Source organism: Paraperlucidibaca baekdonensis, from assembly GCF_003387535.1.
GTDB classification, from domain to species: domain Bacteria; phylum Pseudomonadota; class Gammaproteobacteria; order Pseudomonadales; family Moraxellaceae; genus Perlucidibaca; species Perlucidibaca baekdonensis.
Genome location: NZ_QUNR01000001.1, coordinates 302094 through 317083 on the forward strand (window position 1 = coordinate 302094; position 14990 = coordinate 317083).

Annotated in this window: 14 protein-coding genes; 9 read left to right on the forward strand and 5 right to left on the reverse strand. The window is 55.7% G+C overall.

Annotation, left to right across the window (positions count from 1 at the left end; translation table 11 throughout):
* Positions 1 to 13: 13 nt before the first annotated feature.
* The 4 genes from aroE to dprA all read right to left on the reverse strand — a co-directional run bounded on the left by aroE (position 14) and on the right by dprA (position 3616).
* Positions 14 to 874: a shikimate dehydrogenase gene (gene aroE, locus DFR26_RS01445; RefSeq protein ID WP_116207160.1), complete on the reverse strand. Its 861-nt coding sequence runs from the start codon at positions 872 to 874 to the stop codon at positions 14 to 16.
* A complete protein-coding gene (gene hemF / locus DFR26_RS01450) occupies positions 871 to 1794 on the reverse strand; it encodes an oxygen-dependent coproporphyrinogen oxidase (protein WP_116207161.1) in 924 nt (307 codons plus the stop codon). Before hemF ends, aroE begins: the two co-directional genes overlap by 4 nt.
* 8 nt (positions 1795 to 1802) lie before the next feature.
* Positions 1803 to 2366, reverse strand: a complete 564-nt coding sequence (gene tsaC, locus DFR26_RS01455; protein ID WP_116207162.1) for an L-threonylcarbamoyladenylate synthase type 1 TsaC — start codon at positions 2364 to 2366, stop codon at positions 1803 to 1805.
* Positions 2367 to 2443: 77 nt separating this feature from the next.
* Complete coding sequence (gene dprA / locus DFR26_RS01460) at positions 2444 to 3616, reverse strand: DNA-processing protein DprA (RefSeq protein ID WP_116207163.1); 1173 nt, start codon at positions 3614 to 3616, stop codon at positions 2444 to 2446.
* A 144-nt stretch (positions 3617 to 3760) separates the two neighbouring features.
* Between dprA and def the strand changes: the two genes are divergently transcribed.
* From def to DFR26_RS01480, 4 genes are read left to right on the forward strand one after another with little or no spacing between them, the layout of a single operon-like run.
* A complete protein-coding gene (gene def / locus DFR26_RS01465; RefSeq protein WP_116207164.1) occupies positions 3761 to 4267 on the forward strand; it encodes a peptide deformylase in 507 nt (168 codons plus the stop codon).
* A 27-nt stretch (positions 4268 to 4294) separates the two neighbouring features.
* Complete coding sequence (gene fmt, locus DFR26_RS01470) at positions 4295 to 5254, forward strand: methionyl-tRNA formyltransferase (RefSeq protein ID WP_116207165.1); 960 nt, start codon at positions 4295 to 4297, stop codon at positions 5252 to 5254.
* Positions 5251 to 6627 carry a 16S rRNA (cytosine(967)-C(5))-methyltransferase RsmB gene (gene rsmB, locus DFR26_RS01475; protein WP_116207166.1) on the forward strand — a complete coding sequence of 459 codons (1377 nt, stop codon included), beginning with the start codon at positions 5251 to 5253 and terminating at the stop codon, positions 6625 to 6627. The genes fmt and rsmB overlap by 4 nt, the downstream gene beginning before the upstream one ends.
* Entirely contained in the window at positions 6627 to 7484 is an 858-nt protein-coding gene (locus DFR26_RS01480) for a mechanosensitive ion channel family protein (RefSeq protein ID WP_116207167.1), read from the forward strand. The genes rsmB and DFR26_RS01480 overlap by 1 nt, the downstream gene beginning before the upstream one ends.
* A gap of 49 nt (positions 7485 to 7533) precedes the next feature.
* Here the strand turns inward: DFR26_RS01480 and DFR26_RS01485 are convergent, their stop codons facing one another.
* Positions 7534 to 8679, reverse strand: coding sequence for an acyl-CoA dehydrogenase family protein (locus DFR26_RS01485; RefSeq protein WP_116207168.1), 1146 nt, complete (start codon positions 8677 to 8679; stop codon positions 7534 to 7536).
* A 142-nt stretch (positions 8680 to 8821) separates the two neighbouring features.
* On the opposite strand from DFR26_RS01485, the gene DFR26_RS01490 reads away from it, so the two are divergent.
* From DFR26_RS01490 to DFR26_RS01510, 5 genes are all read left to right on the forward strand, one after another.
* Positions 8822 to 9157, forward strand: a complete 336-nt coding sequence (locus tag DFR26_RS01490; protein WP_116207169.1) for a HopJ type III effector protein — start codon at positions 8822 to 8824, stop codon at positions 9155 to 9157.
* Positions 9158 to 9217: 60 nt separating this feature from the next.
* Positions 9218 to 9814 (forward strand): hypothetical protein, encoded by a 597-nt coding sequence (locus DFR26_RS01495; protein WP_116207170.1) that lies wholly within the window; start codon positions 9218 to 9220, stop codon positions 9812 to 9814.
* Positions 9815 to 9966: 152 nt separating this feature from the next.
* Positions 9967 to 10938, forward strand: coding sequence for a glycine--tRNA ligase subunit alpha (gene glyQ / locus DFR26_RS01500; RefSeq protein ID WP_116207171.1), 972 nt, complete (start codon positions 9967 to 9969; stop codon positions 10936 to 10938).
* On the forward strand, positions 10935 to 12986 hold the full coding sequence (gene glyS / locus DFR26_RS01505; RefSeq protein ID WP_116207172.1) for a glycine--tRNA ligase subunit beta: 2052 nt from the start codon (positions 10935 to 10937) through the stop codon (positions 12984 to 12986). Before glyQ ends, glyS begins: the two co-directional genes overlap by 4 nt.
* 132 nt (positions 12987 to 13118) lie before the next feature.
* Positions 13119 to 14936: an acyl-CoA dehydrogenase C-terminal domain-containing protein gene (locus DFR26_RS01510; RefSeq protein ID WP_116207173.1), complete on the forward strand. Its 1818-nt coding sequence runs from the start codon at positions 13119 to 13121 to the stop codon at positions 14934 to 14936.
* Positions 14937 to 14990 lie beyond the last annotated feature (54 nt).

The following is a 14990-nucleotide window of genomic DNA, read 5'->3' on the forward strand; positions in this document are numbered from 1 at the left end:
TTCCTCACTTAAATTAGTCCAGCTCAGCTCGTAAGCTCGACAGTAATGCCTGAGTGTCAGGGCGCACACCGCGCCAAACATAAAAGGCCTCGGCCGCCTGCTCAACTAACATGCCGAGGCCATCGCGGCGGCGGCTAATCTGCTGACCGCGTGCCCACGCTAAAAAGGCGGTATCAAAGCCGTACATCATGTCATAAACCGCGCTTGATTCACGATACCAACTGGCGCCGATGTCAATGCTTTTGCCTTGTAAGCTGGCACTCGTGGCATTGATGATAAGGTCGTAACTGGCACTGTCGTTGCTCTGAGCCAGCGCTGAGCTAGCCGCTGTGCTCACCGAGCCCATGCCGGCAAATGCAGCCGCCAGCTTGTCGGCCTTCGCGAGCGTTCGATTAGCAATACAAATATGCGCCACGCCCGCCGCCAGTAACGGCCCCAATACACCAGCCGACGCGCCACCAGCACCAAGCAATAAGACGCGCTGGCCGGCCAGCTGCCATCCGGCGTTTGTCTCGATGTCGCGCACGAGACCGGCGCCGTCGGTATTGTCGCCACGCACTTGACCATCGGCCAACACGCTTAGCGTATTCACAGCGCCGGCGAGCTCAGCACGATCACTGAGCTGATCGCAAAGCGCCATAGCCTCTACCTTAAAAGGCACCGTGATATTGGCGCCACGGCCTCCGTTTGCGCGCAATGTGGCCCACGTTTGCGCTAAACCATCGAGCGGTGACAGCAGCGCCTCATAGACCATGCGCTGACTGCTGGCCTTAGCGAAAGCGGCATGTATACGCGGCGACTGACTATGCTCAATGGGGTGACCGATCACCGCATATTGATCAAACGGCTTCTCAGCAATTACCGACTCACTCATAGCGCCAACCACTCTTTCGGGGTTAGAAAATCCGTCAGCAAGCGTGCCTCCACGCTACCGGCCTCGGGCTGATGCTCATAGCGCCAACTGACCGCAGCGGGTAGGGACATCAAAATCGACTCCGTGCGCCCACCGCTTTGTAAGCCAAACAATGTGCCGCGGTCCCAGACCAAATTAAATTCCACGTAGCGGCCGCGACGGATCAATTGAAATTCCCGCTCGCGTTCACCGTAGGGCATATCTTTGCGGCGCGTGAGAATGGGTAGGTAGGCGGGCAAATAGGCATCACCAACGCTTTTCATTAAGGCAAATGCGTGGTCAAAATTGCCGGCTTGCCAGTCGTCGAAAAATAAGCCGCCAATACCGCGCTGCTCGTCGCGATGCTTTAAGTAGAAGTAGTCATCACACCATCGCTTAAAACGCGGGTAGATATCCTCGCCAAATGGCTCACACGCCGCTTGCGCTGTGCGATGCCAATGCACACAGTCATCCTCAAAGCCGTAATACGGCGTGAGATCAAAGCCACCGCCAAACCACCAGACAGGCTCGGCGTCATCGGCTTCCGCGACAAAAAACCGCACGTTGGCGTGCGACGTGGGGGCGTAGGGATTGCGTGGATGAATCACCAGCGACACACCCAAGGCTTGGAAGCGCCGTCCAGCTAACTCGGGACGATGCGCCGTAGCCGACGCGGGCAGCTGTTGGCCGGAGACATGCGAGAAGTTCACGCCACCTTTTTCAATGACATTGCCCAGCTCCAACACACGCGTACGACCGCCACCCGCCAGCCGTTCACCAGGGCCGCGCTGCCAGCTGTCCTCACTAAATGCCTGACCATCGACCTCACTAATTGCGTCACAAATACGGTCTTGTAGATCAAGCAAATAGGCTTTTACTGCGTCAATATGTGGTGCCGACATGTGGACTCCTAACTGCCTGCACGCATAACGCGCTGGCTGACTAAATCGATAATTTCACTTGGTCGTTTGGCGCCGGAGACTTGCCCCGGCAGACAAGCATCCACCTCATCGGCGAGTCGTAAATGCACTTGCAGCGCCGTTTTGCAGGCGGGTTGGCCGCTGCGATTGGCGCTGGTTGACACCAATGGGCCACCCCAAGCATTGCATAGCTGCCGCACGCCAGCATGCGCACTGACGCGCATAGCTAAGGTCTCGTGCTCGCCGCGTAGCCATTGCGGCACCTGATCGGAGACCGGCACCAGCCACGTGGTCGGCCCCGGCCAGCGGCTTTGCATTAATCGGCGCTGCTCATTAGTGACTTGATCGAGCAATGGCATGAGCTGAGCGATATCGCTGGCGATCAAAATTAAGCCTTTTTGCCATGGCCGTTGTTTGATTTCGAGCAATTTATTGACGGCTTTAGCTGACCACGGGTCGCAGCCGAGCCCCCATACAGATTCGGTGGCGTAGGCAATAACGCCATCGTTTGCTAACGCATTAAGTGCGCGTCTGAGAGGAAATACTGCTGCCATCGCTGCTACTTACACCTGTTATCCGATCAAGCGAGGCACCGAGTTTAGCACGCAGCAGCACGAGGATTCTGTCTCGCTTAAGGCGCAATACGTTGATAACCACCAGGCACAGACTCGATCCAACCCATGACCTCCAGCTCGCCGAGCAGCGCTAGGAGTGTGGCCATCGGCAGGGCTTGGCTTTGCGCGAGGCTATCAATGCTATGGCCTTGCCAATCGAGGCTATCACGCAGTGTCGCTGCCGCCGCGCTGGGCTCACGACGACCGTCACGATTTGCGGCTAAGGCGCGTGAGGGCGCCTGCAGCTCCAAACCAAACCATTGCGTAATACGCGGCAAAACATCACTCAATACATGCGCGCTGGTTTCCACCAACACGGCTTTATTGTCTCGAATGAGCTGATGACAGCCGCGCGATTGCAGTTGAGACAACGGCCCAGGCACCGCCCATATATCTCGGCCTAAGTTGCCGGCCACCCGCGCCGTGCTCATCGAGCCGCTATTGGGACCGGCCTCAACCACCAGCACCCCCAAGCTGAGCGCGGCAATCACCGCATTACGGCGCGGGAAATGGAATTTTTTTGCCGGCGTATTGGGGGCAAATTCTGAGACGATTAAGCCGCCGTCATTGACCAGCGTCTCGGCCAGCCCGCGATGTTGAGGCGGGTACATACGATCAATCCCTGCCCCTAAGACCGCCACGGTTTTACCGCCCACAGCCAGTGCGCCTTGATGCGCGGCGCCATCGATGCCACTAGCTAGACCGCTGGTGATGGCAATACCGGCTTGCGCAAGCGCGCCGGCCACGTCTGTTGTCCAGCGCAAGCCCGCCGCACTGGCGGCACGGCTGCCAACAATGGCCACTTGCGGCAGGCCCATGAGGTTGTCATCGCCGCGATAAAATAGCAGTGGCGGGCGCTCGCGCTCAGCACAGCGCGCAAATCCTGGCGGCCAGCTTAGCTGGGTATCGCTATCGGCATCGAACCAAATACCGTTGCCAGGCTGCGCTAACCAATCACAGCTATGCTGCCATTGCGCCAATGCCTCTGCGGCATGGCGCCCATTGGGCCAGTCGCGACAGGCCGCAATCATCTCTGCATTTAAATGCAACGCGGCATCAGTGCGCTGCAATAACGCCATGCCATGTTCTGGGCTGCGTGCCAACGCCTGCCAGTGGCGATAGCGCTTGGGCTGCTGATCTAACAAGATATACGCCGCCACCCGTGTGGCAATGTCGGCATCCAGTGCCATAACTGCTCCTTTTTCTACGCCATGCAACGCCAACGCTGAGTCGCACCCCAGCGTTTTGCAGCCTATAATGTCGCCAATCTGTGTAGCCGCCTGTACTAGGTGTAGTTGCACCGCGCATAAAATGCCAACCGCTGGAGTGTATAAATGGCGCTGTTACCCATTTTAGAGTTTCCCGATCCTCGTCTGCGTACCATTGCCAAGCCGGTCAGTGAGGTCACTGAGGCGATTCGGCAACTCGCTAAAGACATGCTGGAGACCATGTACGCCGCACCCGGCATTGGTCTTGCGGCCACGCAAGTGGATCACCACATCCGCATGCTGGTTGTCGATGTCAGTGAAGATCAGTCGCAACCGCAAGTGCTCATCAACCCAACATTTGAGCCACTCTCCGCAGAGACTAAGCCCTACGATGAAGGCTGTTTGAGTGTGCCGGGATTTTATGAAAGCGTAGAACGCACCGATGCTATTCGTGTCAGCGCTCTTGATTTACAGGGCCAGCCGCAAACGCTCGACGCCGATGGCCTGCTGTCTGTGTGCATTCAGCATGAGATCGACCACCTCGATGGCAAGCTATTTGTCGACTATATCTCGGCGCTGAAACGCAATCGCATCAAGGCAAAGCTCGAAAAGCTGCACAAATCCCGCGCCTAAGCGCCCCAAGAGAGACACGAGACCGCATTGGAAAGTCACTTACGCATCGTCTTTGCAGGAACACCTGAGTTTGCCGCCGAAAGCCTGCGCGCACTGCTGCAAGGACACCACGATGTCATCGCTGTGTATACGCAGCCCGATCGTCCTGCCGGCCGCGGTCGCGCACTCAAGCCCAGTGCCGTGAAAGCGCTCGCCGAACTGCGCGAGATTCCCGTATTGCAGCCAAACAGCTTGAAAGATGCTGATGCTCAAGCTGAGCTCGCCGCGCTGCAGCCCGATCTCATGGTGGTGGCTGCTTATGGTTTATTGCTGCCGCCCGAGGTACTCGCCATTCCGCGCTTGGGCTGCATCAATGTGCATGCGTCATTATTGCCACGCTGGCGCGGTGCGGCGCCCATTCAGCGGGCTATTTTGGCTGGCGATACCAGCACGGGCATTACCATCATGCAAATGGATGCGGGCCTCGATACCGGCGCCATGTTGGCGAAAGCGAGCTGCCCTATTTCACCACGCGACACCGGCGCCAGCCTGCATGACCGCTTGGCGCTGCTCGGTGGCGATGCGCTGCTCGGTGTGGTCGATAGCCTGCACGATGGCGAGGCGCTCGTCGCTGAAGTCCAAGACGATGCGCTGGCCACCTATGCCAGCAAGCTCAACAAAGAAGAAGCATTGATCCAATGGCATCAGGATGCCGAACATATTGCCCGTCACATTCGCGCCTTCAATAACGTGCCGGTGGCGCACACCCGCCTTCATGACGAGCCCGTGCGTATTTGGCAAGCCCGTGTGCTGAGCGATGACATCAGTGTTGAGCAGCCGGGCACGATCATTCGCGCCGATAAACACGGTCTAGCCGTGGCCTGTGGTGATGGCAATGTGCTATTGATCGAAATACTTCAGTTAGCCGGCGGTAAAGCGCTGCCGATTGCGCAGCTACTGAACGCCAAACGCGACATTTTCAGCCCCCTCACGGTATTTGGTTTATGAGCTCGTTATCTGCAAAAACGCACACCAGTGTGCGACGCGGCGCCAACGCCAAACGGCCATTGGGTGTGCGCGCCTTAGCGGCGCAAGCTTTGGCGCCGGCACTCGCTGGCGAGCGCTCACTCAGCGCAACATTGCCGAGTGCACAAAAGGCATGTCGTGGCGAAGACGTGGGTTTGCTGCAGGAGCTTGTGCAGGGCACGGCACGTTTTGCCATTTATTACCGCACGCTCATCAAGCCCTTGCTGCAACGCGCCACCAAAGACCATCAGGTGGAGGCTTTACTGCTGCTCGGTGCGCACCAACTGCTCGCCATGCGCATTCCCGATCACGCCGCCTTGGCTGAAACCGTTGAGGCCGCGCGCCAACTCGGCATGGACAAACTCACCGGCTTTATTAATGGCGTGCTGCGCAATTTGCAGCGTCGCGAAGCCGAGCTTGTGCATGCCGCCACGGTTCAGCGCCATGCCCATCCGGCGTGGTTGCTGCGCGCCATTGAGGCCGACTGGCCTGCCGAAGCGAAAGACATCATTGAGGCCAATAACAGCGCTGCGCCAATTTGCTTGCGTGTCAATCGTCTGCAGCACACGCGCAGTGATTTACTGGTTGAACTCATCGAAGATGGCTTGCCGCTCGAGCCCACACGCTTTTCGCCTGATGGCCTGCGTTTGATCGAGCCCTTGCCGATTCATCATTTGCCTGCATTAGCCTCGGGCGCACTGTCGGTGCAAGATGAGGCTGCGCAATTAGCGGCGCACTTACTGAACCCACAAGCCGGTGAGCGTGTGCTCGACGCCTGTGCCGCGCCCGGCGGTAAAACGGCGCACCTACTTGAGCTAATGCCCAGCATGGCAACCTTAGTGGCTATCGATAACGATGCTGAGCGGCTGCGCCGTGTGCAGGAAAATATCGACCGCGCCACGCTTGCCTGTGCGGATCCCTTACCAGTCGCTATTGAAACGATTTGCGCCGATGCCGACGACATTAGCCACTGGTGGGATGGCACGCCTTTCGATGCGATTTTGCTGGATGCGCCCTGTACGGCCACCGGCGTCATTCGTCGCCACCCGGACATCAAGCTATTACGTCGCGCCACCGATGTCGCGCAAACCACGGCACAGCAAGCGCGCCTGCTCAATATGCTGTGGAAAACGCTGCGTCCGGGCGGGCGCTTGCTATATGCCACCTGCTCGCTATTAAAGGCGGAAAACGAAGACCAAATCGTGTCATTTTTGGCGCGCACGCCCGATGCGCAACCCGTGCCATTGAAAAAGTCCGGCGAAATGCCCGGTCAGTGGCGACCACAAGGGCGTCAGTTATTGCCTGAGATTGATGGTCACGATGGCTTTTATTACGCCATGCTGATGAAAGTCTAATGCAGTTGTTGCCGAGCTTTATTGACGCGGCTTTTATGCGTGACCTGCTCATCACCAGCGTTTATTTTGCGCTGTTGCTGGCCATTCGCATGAGCGTGCGTCACGCTATTTTAAAACGTGACAGCATTGAGCCGGAAATGAAGCGGCGCTGGCTAGTCACTGTGCGTAATGTCACCTTTTTGCTGCTCTTAATTGGCCTGGCGCTTATTTGGGCGAGTGAAATTGAGACTGTCGCCGTCTCCATGGTGGCGGTAGCGGCGGCCTTAGTGCTTGCCACCCGCGAAATGATTCTGTGCTTACTCGGTGCGCTCTACCGTGGCAGCACCAACGCCTATAAGTTGGGTGATCGCATTGAAATCAATGGCTTGAAAGGTCAGGTCATGGATGTGGATATGCTATCGACCACGGTCATTGAAATTACGCCGGCAAGCGTCACCAAAGGCAGCGTCGGTCGCGTGGTGACCATCCCCAATAGTCAGCTGCTAACGCAGTCCGTGTTTAACGAGAGCCAGCTGGGGCGCTTTGTCATGCACACCGTGATGCTTCAGCTGCCGCGCGCCGATAACTGGCAAGCCGTCGAGGCCGCCATGCTGCAAACCGCTCGCGATGAGGTTGGACGCTACGCCAGTGATCTGGTTAAACATGCGCGCGACCTGCAGCGTCAGCACGGCCTAGGTGTGCCCATGCTGACGCCGCGTATTCGCTTGATGTTTGAGAACTTCGAATTTACCGAGCTGCAGGTGTATTTGCCTGTGCCATTGGTGGAGCGCTTTGACATTGAGCAGCGCATCATTCGTGCTGCCGCCGAAGCCGCTCATCCATCCCCGATGGAGCCGAAACCACAGCCGTCACTATAAGTGTGAGACGAAAAAAAACAGCCGACTAGCGGCTGTTTTTTATAACGACTTAGCGACCTAAGATATCGCGCGCAACCACTTCTTTCATGATCTCGCTAGCACCGCCGTAAATGCGCTGAATACGCGCATCAACGTAAGCACGAGCCACCGGATATTCCATCATATAGCCATAGCCGCCGTGCATTTGTAGGCAGGCATCAGCAACACGACCCTGTAATTCAGTGGCGTAGAGCTTCACTGCCGCACCAGTGGGGATGTCGAGCTTGCTGTCGGCATGAAGGTCCACGCAGTTGTTGACAAAGGCACGCGCCGCGAGAATATCTGTCTTGCAAGTTGCCAATGTGAAACGGGTATTTTGCAGCTGTGCCAACGGCTTGCCAAAGGCTTTGCGTTCTTGCACATACGTGATGGTGTCTTCGAGCACACCCTCGGCGGCAGCGACGGCAATCACGGCAATGTTCAAGCGCTCACGCGGCAGCTCATTCATCATATAAGCGAAGCCTTTGCCTTCTTGACCGAGCAGGCAGTTCACCGGCACGCGCACGTTATCCATGAAAAGCTCGGATGTGTCTTGCGACTGCAGACCCATTTTCACCAGCTTTTTGCCTTTGTTAAAGCCGGGCAGGGAGGTATCAATGAGCAGCAAGGACACGCCCTTAGCGCCAGCGCTTGGGTCCGTTTTAACCGCCATGATGACGATATCGGCATGTTGGCCATTGGAGATGAAGGTTTTCGAACCATTCACCACATAATGATCACCGTCGCGCACCGCACTAGTACGAATGGCCGCGAGGTCAGACCCCGCACCGGGCTCCGACATGCCAATGGCCGACACCGCTTCGCCAGAAGCCATGCGCGGCAGCCAATAATCTTTCACGGCCTGCGTGCCCAAATGCTCAACATAAGGTGCACAAATATCCGAATGCACACTCACGCCAGTGGCGAGTGAAGACAGGCCCATTTTCGACATTTCGTTGAGAATGACCATGGAATACTGGAAGGGCACACCAACGCCACCGTATTGCTCGGGCTGATCAACACAGAGCAGGCCATTGTCACCGAGCTTGTTCCAAAACTCACGCGGCATCCACGCGTCTTTTTCCCACTGCTCATAGTGCGGGTGAATTTCATTTTCCAAGAAGCGCTTCACGTTGTCGCGAAACAGTTCGAGTTCGGCAGTGTCGATAGCGGCCATAATCTTCTCTCAAGTCAGTGGGGGTATTGGCAATTCGTCGCGCATTTTATGTCATTTAATGAACAATCGGTACCATACGACAGGTCTCGGTCAAGCCATCAAGCCGCTACACTAGGATTCAATATTGCCTAGGAAGACTTTTATGACTGATGATTTACTGCGTGCTGTCCGCGAAAAAACTGCAACCTTTGCATATGTCTTGGCACATATTCAAACGCATTATGAATATTCCCCCACAGCGTTTCGCAATGGCAACTCGGCCAATTCCGCCGGCCAAAACGAGGGGGCTTGCCGAGTGTTTGCCTATGCTCAGCTCGTCGGCTTAAGCGAAAATGACACGTTGCTGTGTTTCGCTGAGCATTACGCTAGTGTGTTGGCCTCACCATCGGGTAGCGATCATGCCAATATTCGCGCCTTTATGGACAGCGGCTGGGCGGGTATTGCTTTCGACACGCCCGCCCTAAGCGCAAAAACTTAAGTAAACCATCCACGGGTGTTGACGTTTTGTTGACACACTGATTATACAAATGAGGTTTTTATGAATCGCACTGCATTAGTTACCGCATTACTACTCGCTACCACCAGCGCCTATGCACTCGATGCACGTATCAACACGGGTCTACAAATCGCCGGCATGACTGCCGAGGGTGATGCCAACGCCTCGGTTGATTTAAAAGCCCAGAAGGAAGCCGCTGCGAAAGCCGCTGCGGCAGCAAAAGCCAGCGGCAACGCGGCCATCAGCGATGCCAAAGCCCAAGCCGAAGCCAAAATGGGCGCTGCCCAAGCCTCGGTTGCCGGCTTCAAGCAAAGCGCTGAAATGAAAATTGGCGCCAAAGATCGCATCGCCCTAGCCAAGCATTACGCCAGCGGTAAAGCCGCCAACAAACTGATGGGCAAAATGTTTGGCAGCACTGATGCCTCTGCACCGGAGGCCGGTTATGAGTCTAAGCTGGTGCTCGGCGCCAAGCTCGATGCCGGCTTAGCGAAATCAGCGGTTAATGTCGATGCCAGCTCGGTAGCCAAGCTCGGCAAACAACCCAAGGGCACTGAGCTGAAAAAGATTGGCGATCATGTGGTCCGTGTCGATGCCAAAACGCAGGTGGTATTAGACGTGGCGGCTATTAGCCCGAAATAAGCCATCTGGCTTAGAAAAAGGGTCAATGCCAATACCGCATTGGCCCTTTTTTGTGCCGATTGAATCGGCCTCAGCTATACTTACGCGTTCGATTGCCGCCTAGCAGCCATGGCTGCTCAGTGCTTGCCGCCCTACGACGTCAGGAATAGCTCATGAGCGATACCGCACAACCCATCCAAACCTTTCAAGGCCTGATTTTAGCGCTGCAGCGCTATTGGGCGGAGCAGGGCTGCTGCATTTTGCAGCCCTATGATATGGAAATGGGCGCTGGTACCTTCCACACCGCAACGTTTCTGCGTGCCATTGGTCCGGAAGCCTGGCATGCCGCCTATGTGCAGCCCTCGCGCCGGCCATCCGATGGTCGCTATGGCGAAAATCCCAATCGCCTGCAGCACTATTACCAGTTTCAGGTTGTGCTAAAGCCCAATCCGCCGAATATCCAAGAGCTCTACTTAGACTCATTGCGCCATATTGGCATTGACCCCACCGTGCACGACATCCGTTTTGTTGAGGATAACTGGGAGTCGCCCACGCTCGGTGCCTGGGGCTTAGGCTGGGAGATTTGGCTCAATGGCATGGAAGTCACGCAATTTACGTATTTCCAGCAAGTCGGCGGCCTCGAATGCTACCCCGTAACCGGCGAAATCACGTACGGTCTCGAGCGCCTGGCTATGTATCTGCAAGGCGTGGATTCGGTTTATGACTTAGTTTGGACCGATGGCCCGTTTGGCAAAGTCACTTACGGCGATGCCTTTCATCAAAACGAGGTGGAGCAGTCGACCTATAACTTTGAGCACGCCAATATCGACGAACTCTTTAAGCTGTTTGACCTCTACGAGTCCGAATCCAACCGCATCATGGCGCTGAAATTGCCATTACCGGCCTATGAGTTTGTGCTGAAGGCCTCACATACGTTCAATTTACTCGATGCCCGCCGCGCTATTTCGGTGACCGAGCGTCAACGCTTTATTTTGCGCGTGCGTACCCTCGCGCGCGCCGTGGCTCAAAGCTATTTCGACTCACGCGCCGCACTGGGCTTCCCATTGGCCGATCCGACGCTGCGCGCTGAAGTGATGGCCCAAATCGATGCCCAGACGGCACCCGCAGCGGAGAAAAAAGCATGAGCCATCCATCGGTATTGTTTGAATTAGGCGGCGAAGAGCTGCCACCGAAGTCATTGCTCACGCTAGCAACGGCCTTACGCGATGGCGTGGAGCAGGGCCTACTCGCCGCCGGCCTCAAGTTCAGCGGTGTGCAGTTTTATGCAGCGCCGCGACGACTGGCTATTCGCATTGAAGCATTGGCACCACAGCAACCCGATCGCGATGTGCGCGCCGACGGCCCGCCGATAAAGGCGGCATTTTCTGCCGATGGACAAGCGACGCCCGCGGCGCTGGGTTTTGCCCGAAAGCATGGGGTAGAGGTTGCCGATTTAGACCGCAGCGGCGAAAAACTTCGCTATGTTCGTACGGTGCCGGGTGAGGCCTCTGTTGCTTTGCTGCCGGGTATTTTTGAGCAGGCCATTAAACAGCTCCCCATTGCCAAACGCATGCGCTGGGGCAGCAGCCGGATTGAGTTTGTGCGCCCCATGCATTGGCTGGTCATGCTCTACGGCGATGCCGTGGTGCCGGCAACTTTGTTGGGTTTGTCGAGTGGCCGCGTTAGCCGTGGACACCGCTTTCATCATCCCGAGCCGGTTGAGCTGGCACATGCCGATAACTATCTCGATGCCATGAAGACCGCCTATGTGGTGGCAGACTTTGATGCGCGCCGCGAGCAAATTCGTCATTTGGTGAATGACTTAGCTGCGCAAGCCGGAGGGCGGCCTCTCATGCCCGATGCCCTGCTTAATGAAGTCACCGCATTAGTCGAATGGCCTGTGCCGTTGGTCTGTCGCTTTGAAGAGCGGTTTTTGAGTGTTCCACAAGAAGCGCTCATTTCCACCATGCAAGACAACCAAAAGTACTTTTGCCTAGTCGATGCCAATGATCAGCTCATGGCGCGCTTCATTACGGTGGCTAATATCGACTCCAGCGATCCTGAAAAGATTATTTCTGGCAATGAAAAGGTGGTTCGCCCACGCCTGACCGATGCCGAGTTCTTTTTTAGCCAAGACAAAAAAATCACACTGGCTCAGCGAAATGAGCGCCTCAAGCAGATTGTTTTCCAGGCACAGCTCGGCACCGTGTATGAAAAGGCGCAACGCGTATCGGCGCTGGCAAGCCATATAGCAGGGCTCATTGATGCCGATGAAGCGGCAGCGGAGCTCGCCGGTCTACTGTCTAAGTCTGATTTGGCCAGCGAGATGGTCAGCGAGTTTCCAGAGCTGCAAGGCATCGCCGGCTACCATTATGCGCGCCACGAAGGCTTGGCTGATGATGTTGCCTTGGCACTCACGGAGCAGTACTTACCGCGTTTTTCTGGCGATAACTTGCCGACCACGTCCACCGGCACGGCGGTTTCCTTGGCCGATAAACTCGACACACTGACCGGCTTATTTGCCATTGGTCAGCCGCCAACCGGCTCGAAAGACCCGTTTGCTTTGCGTCGTGCCGCGTTAGGCATCTTGCGCATGCTCATTGATGGAAACTATTCGATTGATTTACGCACGCTGGTTGCTACCGCTGTTGCGCAACACGGCGCTGCCGTGACGCAGGCGAATGCATCCGATGAAGTCTTTGCTTTCCTGCTGGGCCGCTACCGAGCCATGTTTGAAGAGCAAGGCATCAGTGCGGAAATCATTGCGGCAGTTCAAGCCTGCCAGCCTAGCGTGGCTGCCGATGTTGCACGGCGGGTTCATGCAGTGGCTAGCTTTAGTCAGCTGCCAGAAGCGGCGGCACTGGCGGCAGCCAACAAACGCGTGGCGAACATCTTAGCGAAAGAGCCTTCGATGACGGGCGAACTTGATGCCGCACTGTTGCAAGAGCCCGCAGAGCAAGCCCTTGCTGCAGAGCTCAGCGCATTACATGGACGATTGGCGCCTTTATATGCAGCCGGCGATTACACTGCGGCCTTGGGCTTGCTGGCCTCGCTTCGCGCGCCGGTTGACGCCTTTTTCGATCAAGTCATGGTGAATGCTGACGACCTTGCTATTCGGCATAATCGCTTATTACTGCTGAGCCAGTTACGCGCGCTATTTTTACGCGTCGCTGATATTTCCGCACTCAGCTAAGATCACGTTCAATAGCGTATAGACAAGACCAATTGTCCGATATGCCGGGCAATTGGTCGAAAACTGCCAATGACCGGTAGGTGTTATGTGCGTATAAGTTAACTGTCTTCAACTTATACGAGTGACAACATCATGCCAGCTTATAAAGCCCCCCTGCGCGATATGCGCTTTCTGATGAATGAAGTTTTCGATTACCCAACGCATTACGCCAACTTGCCGGGTGGCGAAGAAGCTACGCCCGATCTCGTCGACGCCATCTTGGATGAGTGCGCGAAGTACTGTGAAGAAGTACTTGCGCCAATCAACCAGTCAGGCGATGAAGAGGGCTGTCATTTTGCCGATGGCGTGGTGACTACGCCTAAAGGCTTCAAAGATGCCTACGATCAATACGTTGCAGGCGGCTGGCAAGGCCTGAACTATCCCGCTGAATACGGTGGCCAAGGCCTGCCGATGTCTATGGGTCTGCTGAAAGCCGAGATGATGGGTACGGCTAACTGGTCATTTACCATGTATCCCGGCCTATCGCTTGGCTGCATGAACACCATCATGTTGCATGGTGATGCTGAGCAGAAAGCCACCTATATGCCGCCACTCGTGGAAGGCCGCTGGCTGGGCACGATGTGCTTAACTGAACCACAGTGCGGCACCGACTTGGGTCAAGTAAAAACCAAAGCCGAAGCTCAAGCAGATGGCAGCTACAAGCTATATGGCACAAAGATCTTTATTTCTGCCGGCGATCACGACTTATCCGAAAATATTGTGCACATCGTGCTGGCTCGCTTACCTGACGCCCCTAAAGGCACGCGCGGTATTTCGTTGTTTATTGTGCCCAAATACAACGTCAATGCGGACGGTAGCCTAGGTGAGCGCAACCCCGTAAATGTTGGCTCGATTGAGCACAAGATGGGTATCCGCGCATCGGCGACTTGTGTGCTCAACTTTGACGGTGCAAATGCTTATTTGATTGGCCCGGCAAACAAAGGCCTTGAGTGCATGTTCACCTTCATGAACACCGCACGCATTGGCACCGCCGTGCAGGGCGTTTGCCATGCGGAACAATCTTTCCAAGGCGCATTACCGTATGCCAAAGATCGCCGCTCAATGCGCGCACTGAGCGGCAAAAAAGACACTGATCACGCCGCTGACTCGCTGATTCATCACGGTGATGTGCGTCGTATGTTGCTGACTCAGAAGGCCGTTGCCGAAGGTGGTCGGGCCATGGTCTATTTCGCCTCACAACTGGCTGACAATATGTCGGTCGGTATCATTAACGGCGATATCGAAACCTATGATTATTGGGATGATAAGCTCGGCTTCTACACACCCATTTTGAAAGGTGTGTTGACTGAGTTGGGCCTAGAAGCGGCTAATCTCGGCATGCAGGTTTTCGGCGGCCACGGTTACATCAAAGAGCACGGCATGGAGCAGTACGCACGTGACGCGCGCATTGCCACACTCTATGAAGGCACCACCGGCATTCAGGCCTTAGATTTACTCGGCCGTAAGGTACTGCTCGGTTCGCGCGGCAAAGTGGTTCGCGAATTCACCGCGGAAATTGCAAAGTTCTGCCGTGATAACGTGGCGAACAAAGCCATGCGTCCTTTTGTTTGGGAGCTAACCAAGATTGTCACGCAGTGGAACTACCTCACCGTGCGTATCATGCTGCAAGCTCGTAAAGATCGTGACTTAGTTGGCACAGCCGCTAACGACTTCCTAATGTATTCGGGCTACGCCATGTTGGCGTATTTCTGGGCCAAAATGGCTGCCGTTGCTTTCGACAAGCTCGAAAACGGTGGCAATGATGAGCCAGCATTTTACGAAGCAAAAATTCAAACGGCTGAGTTTTACTTCGATCGTTTGCTTCCACGCGCCAAAGGCCATGCAGACAGCATGCTGAAGCCGACAGCGTCTGTTATGCAGATGAAACCAGAGCACTTTAACTTCGGTTAAGTGTAACGGCTGAACCAAAAGGGGCTATACCGATGGTATAAGCCCCTTTTTTAT